The sequence below is a fragment of the Phycisphaerales bacterium genome (assembly GCA_016716475.1).
Taxonomy (GTDB): Bacteria; Planctomycetota; Phycisphaerae; order UBA1845; family Fen-1342; genus JADJWG01.
Genome location: JADJWG010000002.1, coordinates 135,379 through 157,728, shown reverse-complemented (window position 1 = coordinate 157,728; position 22,350 = coordinate 135,379). Strand labels below are relative to the sequence as shown.

Below are 22,350 nucleotides of genomic sequence, written 5' to 3'. Positions count from 1 at the left end.
ATGTGGTCGCAGCGCACCCGCCAACTGGTTGAGCTTGCGTGCGAGGAGGATCTCGGCCTGGAGGGGGATATCACCTCGGCGCTGCTGCCCGAAGGGGCGGCGGAGGTTGTGGCACGGCTCGTCCCGCGCGAACCGGGTGTACTCTGTGGCCTCCAACTCGGTCCGACGATCTGCGAGCTGTTCAGCAAGCGCCTCGGCCGCGCCCTGGAGTTCGGCCCGCCGGCAGGACCGCGCAGTTTCAACGATGGGGATGTGGCCGAGGCCGGCACCGCGGTGGCAACCGTTCGCGGGGCCTTGTCGGCGGTCCTCGCGGTGGAACGAACGCTGTTGAATTTCCTCGGACGGATGAGCGGCATCGCGACCTACACCCAGGCATATGTCGTCGCGGCCCGGGCGGTGAACCCCGAGATTCGTGTGCTGGACACCCGGAAAACACTCCCGGGCTGGCGCGAGCTCGATCGCTATGCTGTGCGTATCGGGGGCGCCCGTAACCACCGTGACGGCCTGTACGACGCGGTGCTCTTCAAGGACAACCACCTCGCGGGTGTGCCGCTCGATGAACTCGCCGAAACCCTTACGGACTGGCTCACGGGGCTGCGCAGCACGCCCAAGTTCATCGAGGTTGAGGTTGACGGCCTTGACCAGTTCGCAGAGGTCTGCCAAGTTTCCGCGGTCGATGTCGTGCTGCTCGACAACTTCACACCTGAGCAGTTGCGGGCGGCCGTACAGTACCGTGATGCCCACAGTCTACGGGGCAAGCTCGCCCTGGAGGCCAGCGGAGGCATCACGCTCGAAACCGTCGCCACGATCGCGGAGACGGGCATTGACCGGATCTCCATCGGGGATCTGACGCACTCGGTGGCGGCGCTCGACATCGGCCTTGATCTGTAGAGCTTTCCCAGCCCTCCCCTGCAGAGAGGAGTTGGGGAAGAGTCGAGCATCCGCAGAAAAAAATGCCCCTCCCCGGCGCGCTTCGTTTCAAGTTCGTACCGCACCGAACCTACGGGAGTCCTGCCGATGAACCACTCCTCCCAAGGTGCCATGCCACCGCTTGATCCGGCTGTACTCCGCGCTCGGTTGGACTGGCCGGATGAGGCCCTGCTCGGGGAATGTGACGTGCACTTTCACCGTACGGGTGGCCCTGGCGGGCAGCACCGCAACAAGGTGAGTTCCGCCGTGCGCCTGGTGCATCGCCCCACCGGGTTTACGGTGACAGGGGAAGAACGCCGCTCGCAGCACCAGAACAAGGCCAACGCTCTCCTCCGGTTGCGCGAAGCGATCGCGATAGGGATCCGGCAACCCCTGCCGGAAGCGGTGCGCTGGCCGGAGTCCGTCCAGATCAAGGCGGCGCGGCTTCAAGTAAGCGAAAAGAATCCCGCGTACTGGGCGGTACTCGCGCTTGCGTTGGATGCGCTGGCGGCGCACGGTGCCCAGGTGCCGGCGGCTGCCGGGGCGCTGGGGGTGACGACCTCGAGCTACACGCGTTTCCTGGCGGACCATCCGAAGGCGTGGATCGAAGCGAACCGGCTGCGCAAGTTGGCGGGCCTGCCCGGGCTGAAGATGCGCTGAGGCGTCCTGCGGCCCTATGCCAGCGCAACCGCAGGGCCGCGCGCAACGAACACCGCGACAACGTCCTTGTGCCTAGAACGCCTCGCCGGACCGCGGGAACGACCCGAGTACCGTGAACACCGGGCAGCGCCCCCGGGCGGCAGCGATGACCCGTTGCAGTGGCGGTTCGGATGCGTGCCCTTCCGCATCGACGAAGAAATAGTACTCCCAGTTCCTTCGCCGGCTCGGACGTGAAGTGATCATCGCAAGGTTCACGGACTCGCGCCGGAAGATGTCCAGTACCTCCACCAGGGCACCGGCCTCGTGGGCGGTGGCGAACATCAGCGCGGTCTTGTCGTTGCCGGTGGCGCGCGGTTGTGAGCGACCCAGTACAAAGAATCGCGTGATGTTGTTCGGGTCATCCTCGATATTTTCGAGCAGGATCGGCAAGCCGTACAACTCGGCCGCGAGGCGGCTGCCCACGGCCGCAGCGCCTTCTTCCTTGGCGGCCAATTCGGCGGCTCGGCTCGAACTGGCAACGGGCACACACTTCTCCAGCAGGCCGGTTTCCAACAGCCAGCACTTGCACTGGTCAAAAACTTCGGGTTTGGAATAAAGCCGCTCGATCTGCTCAAGCGGGTGGCGTCCCAGCAGGTTGTGGTGGATCTTGCGCAGGATTTCGGCACAGATGCGGACGCGCGTCTCGCCAAAGGAGGCGAGCGTCTCGTCGATCCCGCCGGCGATGGAATTCTCCACCGGAACCACGCCGAAGTCGGCGTGCTCGCGCTCCACCTCGTCGAAGATCACCGCGATGTCCGTGAGGGGGACGTACTCGACCGACGCTCCGAACTTCCCGCTGGCGGCAATGTGCGAATAGCTCCCGCGTGGCCCGAGATACGCGATGCGCAGCGGGCGCTCGAGCAGGAACGAACCACTCATCAGTTCGCGGTAGATGGCGGCGAGCACCCGGTCGGGAAAGGGCCCGGGGTTCTTGCGGGCCAGAGTCGCCAGAATTTCGCTTTCGCGGTCCGGCGCGTAGATCGGTGAACCGTCCGCGGACTTGATGCGCCCGATCTGGGCGGCCACGCGCCCGCGCTCGCTGATCAGCCGGACGAGCTCGTCGTCAAGTGCATCTATGCGACGCCGGCACTCGGCCAGCGAAAGCTGCGGTTCGACCGGGTTATTGCCGCTCTCAGCCATGGTGCTTCCAGGGTGCGAGGGTACGGGTTGTTGCAGGACACGGGGCCGGCCTGCGTAGCATGTCCTCGAATGGTCTTCGGCAGCTATCCCGACACTCCGCGCCCCATGGGGGAGCAATCGGGAGCGGATTCAATCCAGCAGATTCTCACCCCCCCGCTCCCCGCGAGGAAGGGGGCTGGAAGCGCAATCAATCTCCGAACTTCAACCCCTGCGCCAGCGGGAGCTCGCTGCCCCAGTTGATCGTATTGGTCTGCCGCCGCATGTAAACCTTCCAGGAGTCTGAGCCGCTTTCGCGCCCGCCACCGGTCTCCTTCTCACCACCAAAGGCGCCGCCGATCTCCGCCCCGCTCGTCCCGATATTCACATTGGCGATGCCGCAGTCACTGCCTGCCGCACTCAGGAACCGCTCCGTCTCGATCACGTGCTGTGAGAAGATGGAGCTCGACAACCCCTGCGGCACACCGTTCTGCAGCGCGATGGCCTCGTCGATTTCGCGCTCGATCGTGGCCACGTCGCGCGGCTTCGAGTTTCCACCGTAGCCGATGATGTAGAGGATCGGGGCGAAAGTCTCATCCTGCACAATCGAGAATTCGTTCCGTGCGGCCGCGAGACACGGACGCACGTAGTGCCCGCCGGGATAGGCAGACCCTGTGAGGGGTTCGCCTCCGTAGAGAATTCGGCCGCCCTCGGCCTGAACTCGCTGGATGGCGGTCTGCAATTCCTGCACCGCGGCCTTCGTCACCAGCGGTCCCATGAGCGTGTCCGCTTTACGCGGGTCGCCGATCGTGAGGGTTTCATAGGCCCCGACCAATCGGCGGATGAGCTCCTCCCGCAGACTCTCGTGCACGATGATGCGGCGTGTGCTGGTGCAGCGCTGTCCCGCAGTACCCACGGCGCCGAACAGGATTGCGCGCAACGCCAGGTTCAGGTCGGCGTGCGGCGTCACGATGATCGCGTTGTTGCCGCCAAGTTCAAGAATGGTCCGGCCGAGTCGGCGGCCGACCACCTCGCCGACGCGGTAACCCATCTGGCAGGAACCGGTCGCGGAAATGAGCGGAATGCGACGATCGTGCAGCAGCTTGTCACCGACCGTGGAACCTTTGCCGATCACCAGGGAGAAGATCGCTGGATCGACGTTGTTGTCCTCACACACGCGCTGGGCGATCTTCGTACAAGCAATGGCTGTCAGCGGAGTATGGCTCGACGGCTTCCAGAGAGTCGCATCGCCGCACACGGCCGCAATGGCTGCGTTCCAGCTCCATACCGCGACGGGGAAGTTGAACGCGGAGATCACGCCGACCACGCCGAGCGGGTGCCACTGCTCGTACATGCGGTGCTGGTGCCGCTCGGAGTGCATTGTCAGACCGTAGAGCTGGCGGCTGAGGCCGGTGGCGAAGTCACAGATGTCGATCATCTCCTGCACTTCACCCTCACCCTCGGCGAGGATCTTGCCCATCTCGAGGGTGACCAGCGCGCCGAGATCATGCTTGACCTCGCGCAGCCGATTCCCGAGTTGCCGCACGATTTCCCCGCGCCGTGGCGCCGGCAGTACACGCCATTTCAGGAACGCCGCGTGCGCCCGGGCGACGATGCGGTCGTATTCGTCCTCGGTGACCTGGGTCACGGCACCGATGACGCTGCCGTCGATGGGGCTGGTGACTTCCAGATTGGGCCCGGAGCCCAGCCAGGTACCGTCGAAGCCGCCCGGATTCACACTTTCAAGGCCCAGCTTCCGAAGCGAGTCGCTCATCGATCCACCTGCACTCGAGTAACGGGACGTGTTCATCTGCTGGGATGAATATACCCCCACGCAGTCGGTGGAGGGAAGCGCGGCACTAGACCTGCGGATCGTTCGGGGGCGGTGGGGCGCAGGGGGTACGGCGCGCCAGCTCCCGCCGCAATTGTGCGGCGATGGCCTCAAATGCGCCCGCGTTGGCGGGACTTTCGGCGGCGAGTTCTTCGTGAGCATGCAGCATGAATTCGATCGTGGGGACGTCGATTTCTTCCTCGGGACAGGGTACCGCTTGCAGACGCGGCGGTGGCGTGATTTCCCGACAGTGAAAAAGTTCGGCCAGCCCCATGGTCTGCAGCGCGCCAGCCCCACCGTCGCCGGTCCCCGTCAGCACCAATTGCCCATCGATTCGGCGAAGCTGGTTCCGCAACCGCAGCAGCCAGCCGGCGAATGTGCTGTCAAGGAACCGTGCTCCGCTGAGATCCAGGATCACCGCCGGCCGATCGACCACCCGCGCCAGCAGCTCCTGGGTCAGTGCATCGGCCACCAGCGCGACGCGATGCGTGGCTTGTCCCCCGACATGCAGGTAGATCTGCTCGGCCGAGCGGGCAAACGCGATTCGTGGAGCCGCATGCGAGGTCATCAGGGGCTACCTCTCCAAGGTGTATTCGCGCGGGATTGTACGCACCCGGTTTACAACCGTCTTTGGGAGCGTGTGCGGCTGCACCGTTTCACGTCCCCTCCCGAGTGCTTTATCATCTGGGGTACCCTGCGGCGCTATGGGTCACCCGGATGGAGAAGGTTCCATGTTGCGCACCGTCGCCATCGTCGGCGCATCGGCCGATCGCACCAAGTACGGTAACAAGTCGGTCCGCGCACACCGCGCTGAGGGTTGGGAGGTTTACCCGATCAACCCACATACCACGGAGATCGAAGGCCTGCGCGCCTACCCGTCCCTGTCATCCCTGCCGGGACCGGTGGGCCGCGTGTCACTTTACCTGCCGCCGGTGCTGGGCCGCTCCATCCTGCCGGAAATCGCCGCCCTGCGCCCCGCCGAGTTCTTCGTGAATCCCGGCGCCGAGAGCGACGAACTGCTGGCCGAAGCGCGACGGCTGGGACTTGAACCGATCCTCGCTTGCAGCATCGTGAGTCTTGGCCGCACGCCGGATGACGTCGACGCCTGAGCGGTGGTTGTTCGGAGGGAGAGTGCGTATGCGACCGCGACGCCAACGACCGCCACGCCGGGGACACACTGCCACCAGCGGCGACGCCGTGGAGCGCGAGGCGCTTGAGCGGCGCTGGTTTCGCCGACTGAATCCGTACCCTGAATTCGGGCCCCTGGTGGTCGGCCGGGACCTCCAGGGGGAGCCGCGACACCGCTGGCTGGCCTATCGGCAGGCGTTCGCGCCTGAATTGGTACGCAGATTTCTCCAGACCCCGGACGTGTCCAAGGGCTGTCCCACGGCACCGCTGCTCGACCCGTTTGCCGGAACCGGCACCACCGTCGTCGAAGCGGCCGGCGCGGGGCGACCTGCCCTTGGGGTGGAGGCACTACCTGCGCTGGCGTTCGTCGCGCAAGTGAAATGCGAACAGGGCCCGGCGCCACCGCTGCCCCCCCTGCCGCCCGCGTCCGATCCGTTCGACTGGCAGCCACTTGCGGACATACTCGTCGAGCCCGTGCACCGAGCCACGTTGCTGTGTGCCGTGGCGGCTCAGCACACCACCGACGGCAAGCCGCTGCGGCAGGCCCCACCCTTGGGGCAGACCTTCGCGCGAAAGTTCGCCGAGATCTCCGACGATCTTGCGACGCCACTCAAGGGGACGGGGCGGGTCATGGCGAGCGACGCCCGAAAACTCGCCGGTATCTCCGCCGCTTCGGTCGGTGCGGTCCTCACGTCGCCGCCTTACCTATCACGGCACGATTACACCGCGATCACCAGGCCGCTCGAGGTGGTGCATGCGCACTGGTACGGACCGAACGACCGCGCGGATCTGCGCACGGCACAGGTCAGGGCGCACCCTCGAGCATACGCCCAGCAGTGGGAAACCGAACTTCCTGCGGCGGCCGTGGAAGCCGTGGCGGTGCTGCGCGCATCGGGCGAGCCACGCCTGGCCGGCGTTGTTCAGTCCTACTTTGAGGATCTGGCACAGGTTTTTCGGGCCTTGGCCCGGGTCCTGCGGCCCGGGGCGCCGTGCTGGTGCGTGGTGGGCGGGGCGCGGCTGGCCCATGTGTATATACCGACAGATCTGATCCTCGCAGAACTGGCACCGGTGTGTGGCCTGGAAACGGAACAGGTACTCGTAGCCCGCAACCTGATCCCCGGTGGTCGGAAGCTGGGGAACCTGCCATCCGTGACCCCACGGGAGTCGATCCTGGTCTTGAAGCAGACGGGCTAAGCGGAGTGGAGCGGAAGTCCGTGCGTTCGCCAGGTGTCTAACCAACTGTCTCGACCATGTTTACGGAAAACCTGCGGCGTGGGTTGGATTTGTGTTCCTCATCTGTCCGATCGAAGAGCTATACTCAGGTGCTGAGTGAGCAACGTGTGGTTCGATCCCTGCGTTGTGCGATCCGAAAGCAATCGTTTGCGAGGACCTTTAGCTGAACCCGGGAGGCCTTACGGCTATCCCCCGACGTTAACGCCCTGAGCGCGAGGTTGGGGCAGCGCTGGCATCCCACTTTGCATGACGGGTTCCAGCAAACCGCTTTCACCGGCAATCGCGGAGATGGACCTCATCGCGACGGCGCGCCCGACCATGGGAACGCCGTCGCTTTCTTTTCTATTCACCATTGCGATTGAACGCTGCACAGCGCAACAGCACTACACCAGGTCTCCGCGTGCTGCCGCATACGCGAGCAGCGCCGCACCGATGACGCCGGCGGTGTGCGTGGACAGCGGAGCGCGCGTGATTGTAACCCGCGGCGGGATCAGACCGCTGCGCGATTCGCGAAACAGGGCTTGGGCACGGGAAACGAGTTGAGGATGGTGGTCGACAACGCCACCGCCCAGCATGATCATCTCCGGCGCATACAAGTGCGTCAGATTCAGAAACGCCACGGACAGCGCCCGCGCGGCACGCTCAAGCACGGCAGCAGGCAGCTCCTCGTCGCCGAGCGCCTGCGGGTCGGTTTCGCCGGTCGCCGCCAGGTGCAACGCCGGCCCCGACGCGATTGCCGAGAGGCAGCCAGGTACATTGTTCCGCCCGGCGGGCGCATCCGGCGATGTGTCGACGATCAGGTATCCGAAGTGGCCAGGACCGTTGCGCGTGTGCCGCACGATGCGCCCGTCGAGGATGGCACTCCCACCGACACCCGTTCCCAGCGAGAGGTAGAGCAACCGGCTCGGGCGCGGGTCGAGCGCCCGCCACTGGCCCCAGATCGCGGCATTCGCGTCGGCCTCGAGTCGCACGGGTATGTCGAGTGCGTCTTCGAACAGCTCCCTGAGTTGACAGCCCTCGAGGCGCGGCAGGTTCACCGCCTTCCGCATGATGCTCGTCATGGGATCCCATACACCGGGCAGTGCCACCCCAGCGAGTTCCGGCTGTGCTGTGACCTCCGCCCGCAACTCGGCGAGCAGGTCGCGGAGGTGCGCAGTGAGTGCCTCGGGGTCACCTTCGCTGGGAATGCTGCCCGTCCGCCGTGCGAGCAGGTCGCCGTGCGCCGTGACCAGCGCCACCCGCACATGCGTACCGCCGATATCGACACCTAGCAGTCCAGCCGATGGATCCGTCACAACGCAGAGCCCTCATGTTCGATCGGATTGGCACGGCGGCGGCATTGCCGGCGCTCCCCAGCGCTAGGGTTGCACGGCGAACAGAACGTCGATCTCGACAGCGGCATCGAGCGGCAGCTCCGCCACTCCCACGGCCGCACGGGCATGCCGGCCTGATTCGCCGAACACCGCAGCCAGCAGGTCACTTGCGCCGTTGGCCACCTTGTGCTGTTCAGTGAAGCCGGGGGCGGAGTTCACGTACACGACCACCTTCACCACCTGTGTGATGGCGTCGACGCTGCCAGCAGCGCCGGCCGCCGCTGCGACAGCGTTCAGTGCGGCCAGACGCGCGGCTTCCTGGCCGTCAGACAGGGAGCGACCCTGGCCACCGACCTTGCCCGTCAGGTGCAACGCGCCGTCCACAAGCGGCAGTTGCCCGCTGAGGTAGAGCAGGTTGCCCACGCGGTGCGCCGGCACGTAGGCACCCACGGGGGCAGGTACCGGGGGCAGGGTCAGACCAAGCTGCGGCAGCCGCTCACTGGGTTTCATGGCATCCTCCTCGAACAGGGTTCGATTGCCACCGGCCGCCGCTTCGGGGCGGCGATTACGGAGGCCACGGTTAGTGTAATCCGGCTCAGCGCGCGTGTCGCACGAGCAGCGTCAGCTACCGGGCAAAGGCGCGGGCGCTTCTTCCGGCTCGCCGACCTCGTCGACCAGGAAGAGGTAGATCGCACTGAAGAGATTACTTTGCTCGGCCCGGATCCGGCGCATGCGGATCAGCTCGAGCAATGAAAGGAAGCGCCCGATGATGTGCACGCGTGAGGGCTGTGATTCAAAAAGCTCATCGAATCGTTTCGGACCTTCGCGCTCGAGAATGGCCACAACCTCGGCCGCATGCAGTTCGAGCGGGGTGTCGTCGTAAAGCACCTCGTGCTGCTGCGGGCCGCGGCCGATGGCGGCCATGATCTGGCCGAAAGCATTGAGCAGGTCCCAGACCTGGGCTTCCTCCAGCTCAACTCCCTGAAGTTCCGGCGGAAGATCGACCGGACGGCGGACAAAGCGGCGGGCACGCTCCTCGGCGGCCTCGCCCAGTGTCCGCGCGGCATCCTTGAAGCGCTTGTACTCGAGCAGTTGGCGAACGAGCGGGGCGCGCGGATCATCCTCGCTGCCGAAGTCGTCGACGGGAAGGGTCGGCAGCAGTTGCCGCGATTTGATCTCGATCAGGGTCGACGCCATCACGAGAAACTCGCCGATCGTGTCCGGGTCGAGCTGCTCAAGTACCCGGAGATGTGCGAGATATTGCTCCGTGATCCGTGCGATCGGGATATCGAGGATGTCCACCTCATCACGCCGGATCAGGTAAAGCAACAGGTCCAGCGGCCCGGTGAAGACGTCGAGATGGACGCGGTACTCTTCGGACACCATGCGGCTCGCAACAGGGCCAAGCGGGGTGCGGTGCTATTGGGCGGTGGTCATCCGGACAATGCCGGCGGCGTCGAGCGCATCGGAGAGCACCTGCTGCGCGACGGCCCGAGCGCGCCGGGCCCCGGCCCGCAGGATGTCCTCCACATCGTCAGGACGAGCGAGCCATGCGGCGCGCTGAGCGCGCCGCGCGCCGAAACGCTCTTCGTACAGTTCCGCCAGACGCTTCTTGGCCTCGCCGTAGCCCAGCCCACCGGCCCGGTAACGCGTCTCCCAGTCCGCCAATTCATGCGAATCGCACAGTAGACGGAGCAGGGCAAACACATTGCACTTGTCGGGGTCTTTGGGCTCGGATACCGGGGTGCTGTCGGTTTGAATCGACATGATGCGTTTTCGCATCTCCTTCGGTTCGCCGAACAGGTCGATTGTATTGCCGTAGCTCTTGCTCATCTTTTGACCGTCGATGCCCGGGACCACCGGCGTTTCATTCAGCCGCGCTTCGGGGCGGGTGAACACCTCCCGGCCGTAGGCCTCATGAAAATGGGTGGCCATGTCCTGCGTCATCTCGATGTGCTGGATCTGGTCGCGCCCCACGGGGACCAGGTTGCTGCGGTAGATGAGGATGTCGGACGCCATCAACAGGGGGTAGCAGAACAGACCCATGTTGACGGTGAGGCCCTTGGCAACCTTGTCCTTGAAGGAGTGGGCGCGTTCCAGCAGGCCCATGCCGGTGGCGGTGGCGAGCAGCCAGGTGAGTTCGCAGACCTCGGGGATGTCGCTTTGCCGGAAAAAGACGACCTTCTGGGGATCGAGGCCGAGGGTGAGGTAGTCGACCGCGACGTCGAGCGTGAGTTGGCGCAGGCGGGCGGCGTCGTGCACGGTCGTCAGCGAGTGCAGATTGGCGATGAAGAAGAAGCACTCCTGCTGCTCCTGGAGCTCGATATGCTGCTTCATCGCGCCATAGAAATTGCCGAGGTGCAGGGTCCCCGACGGCTGAATGCCGGACAGCACGCGCATGCGCTTCCTCCGGGCCGGCGCGTACGGCCCGGCCACCTTTGTGGAAACGGGTAGTAGACCATGCGACCGCGCAGCGGGCAAGCAAGGCCAGAGCCGGCTGCACGAAAAACGGCTGTCTGAAGGCCAAGGGACTGTCAACTCCGGTCGGATGCGCGGAATTGCAGACGGGCCGATACGTTGAGTCCGATCCGCCTTACTCCGCTCCCCCCGGCGCCGTGTCCGGGCCGGTCCGCGCGGGTTCGGCGTGCGTCACCTCCCAGGGGTTCGGGATCGCAGGGTATCCGGCCGCGGCACGCAGTGCATTCTGCGCAGCGCGGGCGGCGGGAAAGTCAGCGGAGGTGAACTCGATCAACTGGTTACTCGCCAGACCGACAATGACGGATGCACTCGCCACAGCATTGTTGTGGTCAGGGTCCGGACTTGCGAGGACCAGCCAGAGTGCGCCAGGCGCGCTGTGTAGATCGATGCGGTGGTACACGAACACAAGGTCACCGACGCGGTGGGCACTCACGTCAGTGGGTTGCGCGGCCACCGCCGTATCCACGAGCCGGCGCTGCACGGCTGGCTCCGCGTCCTCGAAGTCCGACAACGTGACGGTCCCGATTGGCACGTGCCAGAGATACGTGCCGGTATCGGGCAAGACGAAGTCGAGTGCCTCCATCTGGAGCGTCAATACGAGTTCGGCCGCATGCACCGGGCCGAAGCCCTGGCCGTAGGTGTTTGCATAGTCCAATAGGGCCGTGTTGGCAGCCAGCGTTTCGGCGTGCCCACTTTGGAGCGGCGGTGCGCCAACGGGCACCATGCCCATTCCCCCTGGACCCACCATCGTGAACGGACCCGTCGGAAACCAGAAGGCCGCCGCGCGGGCGGCCGGCAGCCATACCGCAAACCACAGCACGTTGAAGACGATACCCGCCAGGAGAACCGCCACGGGCAACAGCAGCGTGGCGCAGGCGGCGCGCAGCACCGACACGCGCTGCGCCGCGCGTACCATCTGCACACTGGCCACCAGCCACCACAGCCAACCGCTGAACAGGCCGAGACCGGGAATGGCCGTACCGATGTTGGCACCCGAGGCGTAACAGAACGCCCGCAGCGTGCGCCCGACTCCGCCGTCCACGCGGCCGGTGAGTCGCAGTACACCGTGCGTAAGCAAGGCCCACAGTAGCATGAGAAGCAGCACCGCCAGGGCTAGTGCCGGAATCAACAGCATCGCGATGACCCAGTCTTCGGATGTCGGAGGCCCGAGTCCGTTCAGATAGCTGGATGCGACGCATGCAGGAGGAACCACCAGCGCGGAGATCAGGAAGTGGGTAAGCAAGGCAAAACCCCACGCCCCGCCATTGCGCCCGCGCTGGGGCGTTTGCGCCATGAGTTGCATTGGATGCAGCAGTGCCAGCCCCACCGTGGCAAACCAGGCCCGCACGTGGCCGGAACGGCGGCGCTCCAGCCAGGGATTGCCCGCCGCCATGGCCTCCACGTCGTGGTCGGTGGCACACGGCCGGATGACCATGCTGTCCATGTGAAGGTGTTGACCGCAACGGACACAATCGAACTCCGGGGGATCGAGGTGTCCGCGGTCGTCGGTGCCGAAGTAGCGCTGCCCACATTGCGGGCAGCAGAATTCTACGGCGCTCGGGGCAAACTCGAACTGGCTGGGACGGAAGGGAGAGCCGCACTCCGGGCAGCGGCGCTGAACGAGGTTCCAGAGCCGGTAGTCGCAGCGCCCGCAGCGCATGGAATCACTCCCGTTTTGAAACGCCAGCGCTTCAGTCTACCGCGGGGACCAGTGAGTTTCTGCCATACGTCCACTTGGAATGTTTCCTAGTGACCCAGACCTTCCCGGTCCTGCTCCACAGGCGGTTCCCCCGCGGAGTGCCCGAGTGACGCCGCGGAACCCCGGACGGCGAAACCCAACCCGCGTCGGTGAAAGTTCTGGCAACAACGTCCCGGCACCCGCTTACGGGGTGGTGTGTACCGGGCGAACGGGCTGTGGCACAGCGACGGTGAAGACACTGCCCCCTTCCGGGCGCGGGGCAACCGTCAGCATCCCCGCATGGGCATCGACGATGCGAGCCGCGATTGCGAGGCCGAGGCCCGTGCCCTTGCCGCCGGTCTTGGTGGTAAAAAAGGGCTCGAAGATGTGCGGCCGCACCTCCGCCGCGATGCCGTGCCCGGCGTCGGCCACATCGATACAAAGCGCAGGTTGCCCATCGGGTAGGACATCGACTGTGGGTCGCACGGTGACGGTGATGGGGCCGCCGGCCGGCATGCTGTCGGCTGCGTTGAGAAGCAGGTTGACGAGGACCTGTTCGAGCAAAGCGCGGTCGACGATGGCCTCATCGTCGGCGGTGAGCAGGTGAACATCCACCTGGACGGCCGCACTGTCGATCTTTGGCTGCACCAACTCTATCGCACTTGCCACGACTTCGCGCAGGCGCGTGGGGCTGGGTCGGATGGCATGCTCGCGTCCGAGCGTCAGCAGGCGGCGGACAATCAGCTCGATGCGCTCGAGACCGCCGTCGATCAGGTCGAGCATCTGCTCTGTGCGGGCCGGGTCGTGCAGCGAGCGGCGCAGGATGCGGCTGCAATTCTGCACGCCGTCGAGCGGATTGTTGACCTCGTGCGCCACTGAGGCCGCCAGTTCGCCCAGGAACGCGAGCCGCTCACGGCGGCGCAGCTCGCCCTGCAGGCGGGCCTCCTGCGCACGGGCCTCACTCAACCGGGTCGCGATCAGGTTGACCGCTGCGTGTAGTTTGTAGAGGTCCTCCCCGGGATGCACATCGAGCGTCGGCACCGGCAAGCCATGGCCGATGTCGTCTGCGACCCGTCGCAGCCGGCCGAGCGTGGCGTTCAGGTGTCGCCTGGCGAGTCGCCCGACCAACATCGCGCCGAGGGTCGCGCCGCCCGTCGCGATCAGAACACCCACCCAGGCACGCGGGGCGGCCAGCAGCGCCAGACCGCCGCTCGTCAGAATCGCGACGTGCAGAACCACAATCAGGCGATGTCGGAAGCGCCGCAACATGACAACCGCATTCTACCGGTGGATACACGGTGTAGGGGCGGCGTGGCAGGCCACCGCGCCCCGTGGCGCGACACGGGGCCGGTCCTCAAGCGCGCCGCCGCCGGCACGCCGGCTGTGTGGCGCGCAGCGGCCGCTGGGTAATGCTGACCGTGCCTCAGCGCGGCTCCCCGGTGGGTAGTGTCATGCCGAGCACGCGCATGAGGAAGGCGTACTTGTCAGCCATCTCCTCGATGATCTTCTGCGTCGGTTTGCCGGCACCGTGGCCGGCCCGTGTCTCCACGCGAATCAGCACCGGGTTGGCGCAGCCCTGCGCGGCCTGGAGCGCCGCGATGAACTTGAAGCTGTGCGAGGGAACCACGCGGTCATCGTGGTCGCCGGTGGTCGCCAGGAGAGCCGGGTAGCATGTCCCGGTCTTGATGTTGTGCAGGGGACTGTACTTCAACAGCGTGCGGAAATCGGCTTCAACGTCCGGATCGCCATAATCGCTTTTCCAGGCCCAGCCGATGGTGAACTTGTGGAACCGGAGCATGTCGAGCACACCGACGGCCGCCACCCCTGCGCCATAGAGATCCGGCCGTTGCAGGATACAAGCCGCGACCAGCAGGCCACCGTTGCTGCCGCCTTCGATTGCCAGCCGGGCGGGCCGAGTGTACTGGTTCGCAATGAGCCATTCGGCCGCCGCATGAAAATCGTCGAAGCAGTTCTGCTTGTTCTCCAGCTTGCCGCCGTCGTGCCACTCCCGGCCGTATTCGCCGCCACCGCGGATATTCGCCAGCACGTAGACGCCGCCCAACTCCAGCCACACGACGCGGCTGACCGAGAACGAAGGCGTCATGGCGGCGTTGAATCCACCGTAGCCGTACAGCAGGGTCGGCTGCTGACCGTCGAGTACCAGGCCCTTGCGGTGGGTGATGAACATCGGGACGCGCGTACCGTCTTTGCTCGGGTAGAAGACCTGCTTCGTCTCGTAGCGCTCCGGATCGAAGGCCACCTTGGGCTCACGGAAGAGCGTACGTTCACCGGTCGTCACGTCGTACCGGTAGATGCGCGGCGGCACGACGAAGCTGGTAAAGACGAAGAACGTCTCGGCATCGTCCCACTTGCCGCCGAAACCGCCTGTGGTGCCCAGGGTGGGGAGGTCCACATCACGCACGCGCTGCCCGGTGCGATCAAACACCACCACTCGGCTCTTGGCGTCCTGCAGGTACTCCGCCACGAAGTGCCCGCCGACGGCACTGACTCCCTGGAGCGTATCCGCGGCCTCCGCAATCAGCTCCTTCCAGTTCACGCGCTCGGGCTGGCGGATGTCGATCTCGACCAGCCGGCCACGCGGCGCTTCCAGGTTCGTGAAGAACCAGAAGCGCGGTCCGTCGTTGCCCACGAAGCTGTACTGCGCATCCGCTTCATCCAGCAGCGGAACCGTCCGGGGGGACTCACTGGTGAGCTCCTGGTAGTAGATTCGGTTCTCGCGCTTCGTCCCCTCGGACAGGTAGATAATGAGGTAGCGGCCATCCTCGGTGACACCGCCACCGATGCCCCAGTCGGGCTGGTCCGGACGCTCATATACAAGACGATCTTCGGACTGCGCTGTGCCGAGGCGGTGGTACATGAGCTTCGGGAAGCGATTGACCTGCTCCAGTTTGTTACCCGTGGGCTCGTCGTAGCGGGTGTAGTAGAAGCCCGCGTTGTCCCGGGTCCACGACGCGCCGGAGAATTTCACCCACCGGATGTGGTCTTCGCTATCCTCACCGGTTTCGACATTGCGTACGCGAATCTCGTTCCAGTCCGAGCCGCCACTGGTGAGGGTGTACGCCAGCCACTGGCCGTCGTCGCTTACGAACGTGCCGCGCACCGCGATGGTGCCGTCCGCGGAGAGCTTGTTCGGGTCGAGCAGCACGCGCGGCTCGGCGTCGAGCCGGTCGGCGACATAGATGACGGATTGCGGTTGCAGTCCGTCGTTCCGGCTGTAGAAGTAGCGGCCACCCTCCTTGGAAGGCAGGCCGTAGCGCTCGTAGTCGATCAGCGCCGTGATGCGGGCACCCAGTGTGTCGCGCCCGGGTGTTCCCGCGAGGAAGCCGAAGGTGACTTCGTTCTGCGCCGCCACCCACGCCGCGGTCTCGGGCGCATCGAGATCCTCCAGCCAGCGATACGGGTCGGCGATCTCGACTCCGAAGAGCGTATCGACCTGGTCGATCTTGCGGGTCTCGGGATAGCGCAGCGGGGCGTCGTCGCCGGCGGCGAACGGATTGGTCGACGCAACCAGGGTGACCAACGCAGCAGACCACAGGAACGTGTAACGGTACATGGGGGGCTCCAACAGAAACAAGGGGCCGGACAGGCGCCTCGGGCGGGCCGGCGCACGAGCTTCAGATTCCATTCGGGTGCCGCGCTCCTTGCTAGCGGCCCGCCAGCAACACCAGGAGGCCGTTTTGCGCATGCATCCGGTTCTCGGCCTGGTCGAAGATGGCCGAATTCGGCGTGCGCGAGGTCGCGTAGTCGATCTCGTCGCCGTAGTGCGCCGGCAGACAGTGCAGGACTACGGCATCCGGGCGAGCGTAGCGCAGCAGGTCCGCGTTGACCTGGAAGCCGCGGAACTTCTCTTTGCGCGTCGCGGCCTCGGCTTCCTGACCCATCGACGCCCACACGTCGGTGAAAACAACGTCAGCGTCGCGCGCGCCGCGCGCCGGCTCGTGTACGACGCGGATCTCGGCCCCTGTCGTGCGCCCGAGCTCCGTGGCCTCAGCCACAACGCGCGCGTCGGGCTCGAAGCCGGCGGGCGCGGTGATGGTCATGTGCATGCCAACGCCCGCCGCCCCGTAGAGCAGTGAATGCGCCATGTTGTTGCCGTCCCCGATGTAGTTTGCCCGCAGCCCGGCGAGACGCCCCTTCCGCTCGCGTATCGTCAGCAGATCGGCCAGCACCTGGCACGGATGCTCGAAATCGCTCAGCCCGTTGATCACCGGAATGGTCGCATGCCGCGCTAACCCCACGACAATGTCGTGCCCGAAGACCCGCGCCATCAGGATGTCCACGTACCGTGACAGCACGAGTGCGATATCCTCAACCGTCTCGCGTTCGCCGATCTTGAAGTCCACGGGTGAGAGGTAGATCGCGTGGCCCCCCAGCCGCGTCATACCGGTCTCGAAGCTCACCCGCGTGCGCAGCGAGGGCTTCTGGAACAGCATGCCGAGCGTCTGACCGCGGAGCGGGGCGGCGGCGTGTGCGGCCGCGCGGTCCGCCTTGAGCGCCGCGGCCCGATCGAGCACCGCGGTAATCTCCTCCCCGGTGAGATCCTTCATCGAGAGCAGGTGACGCCCGTGCAGTTTCACGGCCATAGCGGGTGTTCTCCGGTGCGGGTCCGCGCCCGTCCGCAGTCTATCCGGCTCGCGCAACACCTGCCAGTCCGCGACCGGACACGGATGTCACGCCCGCGGCGCCGGCAACCCGCGTGCCAGCTCCTCCACGCCGGCGGCGACGGCCTCCGCCACGGCTGCCCCCGCCGCACCGGCCGACACGAGCGCGTTCATCCGCCGCACCAGCGCGCTGCCAACGATCGCCCCGTCGGCGACCTCGCAGACCTGGGCCACGTGGTCCGCCGTGCTGATGCCGAACCCGATGCAGATCGGCTTGCCCGTGCTGCCGCGCAGTTCCGCGACGTGCGCGGCCAGGTCGGCCGGCAGTGCGGACCGCTCCCCGGTCACGCCGGCGAGCGCTTGGTAATACAGGAACGGCCGGGACAGCGCCGCGATCGCCGCCCGACGCCGCGGTTCGGTCGTCGGCGCCACCAGCAGCACCAGCCCGCAATCGGACGCAGCACATAGGTCGGAAAGCTCGGCCGCTTCCTCGACGGCGAGGTCGGGCACGATCAGACCGTCCAGGCCGGCGGCCACCGCGTCGCGCACAAAGCGGGCGGGGCCGCGGCGGTAGACGATCGAGTAGCTCACCATCGCCAGGACGGGGACCGCGATGCGGCCGCGTCCGACCCGCAGGGCCGCGAGCAGGTCGTCGCAGCGGAAGCCGCCCGCGAGGGCCCGTGAGAAGGAGGTCTGAATCACCGGGCCATCGGCGATCGGGTCGGAAAACGGGATGCCCACCTCGGCCGCGACGCAGACCGCCGGATCGAGCCGCGCCAGGATCTCGACGGTCGTCTCGCAGTCCGGGTACCCGGCGGTGATATAGGGCAGCAAACCGCGGCGGCCGGCGGCGCGGAACTGGGCAAAGGCCTGATCGAGTCGGTTCATCGGGACAGTGTAACGGGCGGCGCCGACCGGCAGCAACGAGGGGCAAACGAGGCGATTGAAGCCGTCCCGAGTTTCCCGGTAGGATTCCAACGACCACCAGCGGTACGGACCGGGTCGAATCTCGCTACAATCGGCGTCATCCCAATGAGACCCCACCATGAGCGGACGCGTCGGACATAGAAAGCGGCTGGTGTGTGTGACCGCCGGAAATCTCCGGCAGAACCACCTGAACCTGACCGGCCATGCCGACTTCTTTCCGGCGGACTGCTACGGCGCGGCCACGAAGAACGGCAAGCGCGGCAAGCTGCTCCGGCTCGACGTGGACGGACTCGCCGCGCCCGTGCTGACGGATATCCCGACGGACGCCAAGACCGGCAAGCCGCGCCGCTTCTTCCGTGAGCGCGCGTGGGCGCGCGAGTTTTTCGCCAAACACGGCATCAAGCCGGGTGACACGGTGGCGATCGAGCGGATCGGTTCGCACCGCTTCCGGATCACGCCCTGCGACACGAAGCAAGCCCGCGACTGTCCGGCGACGTTCCGGTTCGACGCGGAACCCGAGGGCGACGGGCCGTGCGTGATCGAACTCTTCGCTGGGTGCGGCGGCATGGCCCTCGGGTTCAAGGATGCTGGGTACCGAACCGTGCTGGCTAATGAATGGGACCGCGACGCCTGCGACAGCTTGCGAGCGAACATTACGGATCGTGTGCTCAACTGCGCGATTCAGGAGATCGAGAAGTTTCCGAAGGCCGATGTGGTCGCCGGTGGCCCACCATGCCAGGGATTTAGCAATCTCGGGGAGCGGGTGCCGAACGATCCCCGCAACCAACTTTGGCGGCACTACTTCAGATGCGTTGAACAGGCTCGGCCAAAGGTATTCGTGCTGGAGAATGTTCCCCCGCTACTCAAATCCGCCGAGTTCGTTGAGATGAAGCGGCTTGCAGAGTCGCTGGGCTACAAAGTGGAAGGTCGCGTGTTGAACGCAGCCGACTACGGCGTGCCGCAGACCCGCAAGCGTGCCATCGTCATCGGCTCGCGGATAGGCGAGCCCTCGTTCCCGACACCCACGCACGTTGACCCCCTCAAACGGAATCTCCTGAATCAGCACCTGCCCCGCTGGCGCACCGTCCGCGATGCCATCGGACATCTGCCCATCGAGCCGACGGGCTTCAACTGGCACATCGGACGCAATCCCACAGCCAAATCTCTGGCCCGCTATCGCAGCATCCCGACGGGCGGGAACCGTTGGAATCTTCCGCTCGACTTGATGCCCGACTGCTGGAAGCGCAAGACCGAAGGCGGAACGGACTTGTTCGGCCGGCTGTGGTGGGATCGTCCGTCGGTCACGATCCGCACCGAGTTCTATAAGCCCGAGAAGGGCCGCTACCTTCATCCCGTCGCCCACCGACCCATTACCCACCTGGAAGCGGCGTTGTTGCAGTCGTTCCCGGACACTTTCAAGTTTTGCGGGACCAAGATCAACGTCGGCGTGCAGATCGGCAACGCGGTCCCGCCTGTGCTCGGACGCTCAATCGCGGAGCATGTCGCCGAAATGCTCAGCATTCTGCCCAGCCAGTCGGCTTTTCAGTGCATCGCGGGAGCGGCTCGATGAAGAAGAGCCGCAAGAGACAGGGTGCGCGTGCAAAGCTCAAGGCTTTCTTTGAAGCCAATGTGGGCGTAGTCCTAACTGCCAAACAATTGCGGGATGCCGCTGGCGCTGATGTGAGCGAGTGGGCGCGCCGGGTCCGCGAGCTGCGCGACGAATTCGGCATGCAGATTCTCACACACAACGACCGTGAGGATTTAAAGCCAAGTGAGTACTTGCTGGAGACGCTTGCCCTTCGACCGGTTATCTCCCGAGCCATCGGGGACAAATTGCGCCGACTAATCCTCGAACGGAACGGCTACACCTGCCAAGTATGCGGCGCAGGTGCGGGCGAGGAATCCGGCTGCGAACCGGGCAAGAGGTGCCGCTTGCAAATCGACCACGTGATTCCGATCAGTCAGGGCGGAACGGATGAGGAACACAATCTCCGGGCCGTGTGTAAGGGGTATAACAAGGACAAAGCGAATCTGATAGTGCCCACGTCGCGCGACGCGATCAGCGCGATGGCGCTTATCCGCCGTCAGCCCCGCAACGTGCAATTGGAGGTCTACAAGTTCCTCACCAAGAAGTTCGGCCCCAAGCCCGGCGGGAAGTGAGGGCTGCGCCGTGGCCGATACCCTCTCGCCCGCGCAGCGCCGCCGGTGCATGGCAGCGATACGCAGCAAGGACACCAAGCCGGAGTTGATCGTTCGCAGCACCGCGCACCGCTTGGGATTCCGCTTTCGGCTCCACGCTCCTGACCTGCCGGGCAAACCCGACCTGGTGTTTCGCTCGCGTCGCGCAGTGATTTTCGTTCACGGCTGCTACTGGCACATGCACGGCTGTAAGCGAGGTCGCAGCACGCCGACCACCAACGTCGTGTTTTGGAAAGAGAAGCGAAGTAAGAGCCGCGAGCGTGACCAGCAAACGATCGCCGCTCTGCGTCGTGACGGCTGGCGGGTGCTTATCGTATGGGAGTGCGAACTAAGAAACTCCGTGAGAAACCGGCTTATCGAGCGGCTGTCACAGTTTCTAACAATCGCCGCGCCTCTTCCACGCTCTTTGGCTTCCAGTATCGAAGGTCGCCGTACTCCGACTCGTAGCCGTCCACCCCGTCGAGTAAGTTCTCGATAATTCGAAGAAGAGTTGCAAACGTATGCTCGGATTGGCCATTGTTGATGTCGTGAGTTGAAGTGTTCATTGCATTAGCATCTTTGCTCGTTCGTCGCTTGTCAAGTAAGCGCACTCCGCAAAGCACACTCGCATTAACGGCCATCATGCAGATCGAGGACGGCGAAGCCGGACTTTGATCCGCTCTGAACGCCCCAACGAGGCGTCGGGTTGTAGCCACGGATGGGGCGGCGGCGCGGCGCAGCCCGCCAAGGCGGAACCCGTGGAAAGGGGTCTCTTACCCTTCCTCTTCGCCCCGGCGGGGCGCAGGCTTCCCCATACTCGGCGGAACGTGCGGGTCGCGCGGTGGCCGAATCGCTCACTCCCACGCTGCGCCGCGGAGCGGGGTGCGCGCCGCCATGAGGATGGCCGGCGTCGGCCCCCCATGGTCGACGTCGCACATTGGGGCGGGGCGGGCGCGTGACTTTGGCGGCGGACGGTTAGAATACCGACTGCGCGTCCGACGGCGGCACTCCGACTGCGGTACTCCGACCGCCGTGCACCGACGGCGGCGCGCTGGCCAGATACTAAGGAGTTGGCATGGCTGCCCCCGGAAATGCGGTCTCTCCCGACGTGACCCCGACCCCCGTTCCCCCGCTCAACCTCGCCGCGCAGTTCACCGAGCTGCGGGCGGAGATTCTCGCCGAGCTCACCGCCGTTGCGGAGTCGGGCTACTACATCCTCGGTCCGAAGGTGACCGCATTTGAGTCGGCCCTCGCCTCCTACTGCGGCACGCAGCACGCCCTGGGGGTGTCTTCCGGTACCGACGCGCTGCTCGTCGCGCTGATGGCCCTCGGCGTCGGCCCCGGGGACGAGGTCATCGTCCCGACGTTCACCTTCTTCTGCACCGCCGGCACGGTCCACCGCCTCGGCGGGCGACCGGTCTTCTGCGACATCGACCCGGAAACCTACAACCTCGACGTCCGCCAGGCCGAAACGCTCATCACGCCCCGGACCGAGGTGCTGATGCCGGTGCATCTCTACGGCCAGCTTGCCGACATGCCCGCGCTGCTCGCGGTCGCGCAGCGGCACGACCTGCCGATCATCGAGGATGCCGCCCAGGCGATCGGCGCCACCGACCCGTCCGGCCGGCAGGCGGGCTCCTTCGGCACTTTCGGGGCGCTGAGTTTCTATCCCACCAAGAACCTCGGGGCCCTCGGTGATGCCGGCGCCTTGACGACCAACGACGCCGAACTGCACGAGACGGCCCGCAAGCTGCGCATCCACGGCAGCGGCCACACTTACTATCACGACATGGTCGGCGGCAACTTCCGCATCGATGCGCTGCAGGCCGCCCTGCTCACGATCAAGCTGCGCCGCCTCGATGCGTGGACCGAAGCCCGCCGGACCCGGGCCGCCCGCTACAACGCGCTGCTCGCCGAGGCGGGACTTGTGCCGGAATACGTCCAGCCGCCGGTCGAGCGCTTCGGCCGCCACGTTTACCATCAGTATGTGCTACGGTGCGAGCGTCGCGACGAACTCGCCGCGTTCCTGAAGCAGCGGCAAGTCGGCCACGGGGTGTATTACCCGCTGCCGCTGCACCTGCAGAAGTGCTTCGCGGAGTACGGCCACCGGGAGGGTGAGTTCCCGCATGCGGAGCGGGCCGCGGCGGAAGTGTTGGCGCTGCCGATGTACCCGGAGCTGACGGAGACCCAGCAGCAGACCGTGGTGGACGCGATCCGCGCTTTCTATCGCGGGTGAGA

At 65.7% G+C, this 22,350-nt stretch carries 20 protein-coding genes; 8 read left to right on the top strand and 12 right to left on the bottom strand.

The window, feature by feature from the left end; genetic code table 11:
• Both nadC and IPM18_08195 read left to right on the top strand, forming a co-directional pair.
• On the top strand, positions 1–891 hold the full coding sequence (nadC, locus tag IPM18_08200; protein ID MBK9119569.1) for a carboxylating nicotinate-nucleotide diphosphorylase: 891 nt from the start codon (positions 1–3) through the stop codon (positions 889–891).
• 150 nt (positions 892–1,041) lie between these two features.
• Positions 1,042–1,569, top strand: a complete 528-nt coding sequence (locus IPM18_08195) for a peptide chain release factor-like protein (protein ID MBK9119568.1) — start codon at positions 1,042–1,044, stop codon at positions 1,567–1,569.
• Positions 1,570–1,641: 72 nt separating this feature from the next.
• Here the strand turns inward: IPM18_08195 and pheA are convergent, their stop codons facing one another.
• The 3 genes from pheA to IPM18_08180 all read right to left on the bottom strand — a co-directional run bounded on the left by pheA (position 1,642) and on the right by IPM18_08180 (position 5,123).
• The gene (gene pheA / locus IPM18_08190; protein ID MBK9119567.1) at positions 1,642–2,748 is read right to left on the bottom strand and encodes a chorismate mutase; all 1,107 of its coding nucleotides are present in this window, start codon (positions 2,746–2,748) and stop codon (positions 1,642–1,644) included.
• A 187-nt stretch (positions 2,749–2,935) separates the two neighbouring features.
• Positions 2,936–4,498, bottom strand: a complete 1,563-nt coding sequence (locus IPM18_08185; GenBank protein ID MBK9119566.1) for an aldehyde dehydrogenase family protein — start codon at positions 4,496–4,498, stop codon at positions 2,936–2,938.
• An 85-nt stretch (positions 4,499–4,583) separates the two neighbouring features.
• Positions 4,584–5,123 (bottom strand): STAS domain-containing protein, encoded by a 540-nt coding sequence (locus tag IPM18_08180; GenBank protein MBK9119565.1) that lies wholly within the window; start codon positions 5,121–5,123, stop codon positions 4,584–4,586.
• Between the two features lie 163 nt (positions 5,124–5,286).
• Between IPM18_08180 and IPM18_08175 the strand changes: the two genes are divergently transcribed.
• A complete protein-coding gene (locus IPM18_08175) occupies positions 5,287–5,664 on the top strand; it encodes a CoA-binding protein (protein MBK9119564.1) in 378 nt (125 codons plus the stop codon).
• A 28-nt stretch (positions 5,665–5,692) separates the two neighbouring features.
• Complete coding sequence (locus IPM18_08170) at positions 5,693–6,877, top strand: hypothetical protein (protein MBK9119563.1); 1,185 nt, start codon at positions 5,693–5,695, stop codon at positions 6,875–6,877.
• Between the two features lie 422 nt (positions 6,878–7,299).
• Here the strand turns inward: IPM18_08170 and IPM18_08165 are convergent, their stop codons facing one another.
• From IPM18_08165 to IPM18_08125, 9 genes are all read right to left on the bottom strand, one after another.
• Positions 7,300–8,211 (bottom strand): ROK family protein, encoded by a 912-nt coding sequence (locus IPM18_08165; protein MBK9119562.1) that lies wholly within the window; start codon positions 8,209–8,211, stop codon positions 7,300–7,302.
• A 63-nt stretch (positions 8,212–8,274) separates the two neighbouring features.
• Positions 8,275–8,739, bottom strand: a complete 465-nt coding sequence (locus IPM18_08160; GenBank protein ID MBK9119561.1) for a RidA family protein — start codon at positions 8,737–8,739, stop codon at positions 8,275–8,277.
• Between the two features lie 111 nt (positions 8,740–8,850).
• Positions 8,851–9,615 (bottom strand): segregation/condensation protein A, encoded by a 765-nt coding sequence (locus tag IPM18_08155; protein ID MBK9119560.1) that lies wholly within the window; start codon positions 9,613–9,615, stop codon positions 8,851–8,853.
• Positions 9,616–9,648: 33 nt separating this feature from the next.
• Positions 9,649–10,629: a tryptophan--tRNA ligase gene (gene trpS, locus IPM18_08150; protein ID MBK9119559.1), complete on the bottom strand. Its 981-nt coding sequence runs from the start codon at positions 10,627–10,629 to the stop codon at positions 9,649–9,651.
• A gap of 193 nt (positions 10,630–10,822) precedes the next feature.
• Positions 10,823–12,367: a zf-TFIIB domain-containing protein gene (locus tag IPM18_08145; GenBank protein ID MBK9119558.1), complete on the bottom strand. Its 1,545-nt coding sequence runs from the start codon at positions 12,365–12,367 to the stop codon at positions 10,823–10,825.
• 222 nt (positions 12,368–12,589) lie between these two features.
• The gene (locus IPM18_08140; GenBank protein ID MBK9119557.1) at positions 12,590–13,654 is read right to left on the bottom strand and encodes a hypothetical protein; all 1,065 of its coding nucleotides are present in this window, start codon (positions 13,652–13,654) and stop codon (positions 12,590–12,592) included.
• 154 nt (positions 13,655–13,808) lie between these two features.
• Positions 13,809–15,959, bottom strand: a complete 2,151-nt coding sequence (locus IPM18_08135; GenBank protein ID MBK9119556.1) for a S9 family peptidase — start codon at positions 15,957–15,959, stop codon at positions 13,809–13,811.
• A 91-nt stretch (positions 15,960–16,050) separates the two neighbouring features.
• A complete protein-coding gene (argF, locus tag IPM18_08130) occupies positions 16,051–16,989 on the bottom strand; it encodes an ornithine carbamoyltransferase (GenBank protein ID MBK9119555.1) in 939 nt (312 codons plus the stop codon).
• 87 nt (positions 16,990–17,076) lie between these two features.
• Positions 17,077–17,895, bottom strand: a complete 819-nt coding sequence (locus tag IPM18_08125) for a tryptophan synthase subunit alpha (GenBank protein ID MBK9119554.1) — start codon at positions 17,893–17,895, stop codon at positions 17,077–17,079.
• A 157-nt stretch (positions 17,896–18,052) separates the two neighbouring features.
• On the opposite strand from IPM18_08125, the gene dcm reads away from it, so the two are divergent.
• The 4 genes from dcm (at position 18,053) to IPM18_08105 (ending at position 22,348) form a co-directional block, all read left to right on the top strand.
• Entirely contained in the window at positions 18,053–19,504 is a 1,452-nt protein-coding gene (dcm, locus tag IPM18_08120; protein ID MBK9119553.1) for a DNA (cytosine-5-)-methyltransferase, read from the top strand.
• Positions 19,501–20,094, top strand: coding sequence for an HNH endonuclease (locus tag IPM18_08115; GenBank protein ID MBK9119552.1), 594 nt, complete (start codon positions 19,501–19,503; stop codon positions 20,092–20,094). The genes dcm and IPM18_08115 overlap by 4 nt, the downstream gene beginning before the upstream one ends.
• Positions 20,095–20,104: 10 nt before the next feature.
• Positions 20,105–20,611, top strand: a complete 507-nt coding sequence (gene vsr / locus IPM18_08110) for a DNA mismatch endonuclease Vsr (GenBank protein ID MBK9119551.1) — start codon at positions 20,105–20,107, stop codon at positions 20,609–20,611.
• A gap of 576 nt (positions 20,612–21,187) precedes the next feature.
• Positions 21,188–22,348 (top strand): DegT/DnrJ/EryC1/StrS family aminotransferase, encoded by a 1,161-nt coding sequence (locus IPM18_08105; protein ID MBK9119550.1) that lies wholly within the window; start codon positions 21,188–21,190, stop codon positions 22,346–22,348.
• The last annotated feature ends 2 nt before the right edge of the window (positions 22,349–22,350 follow it).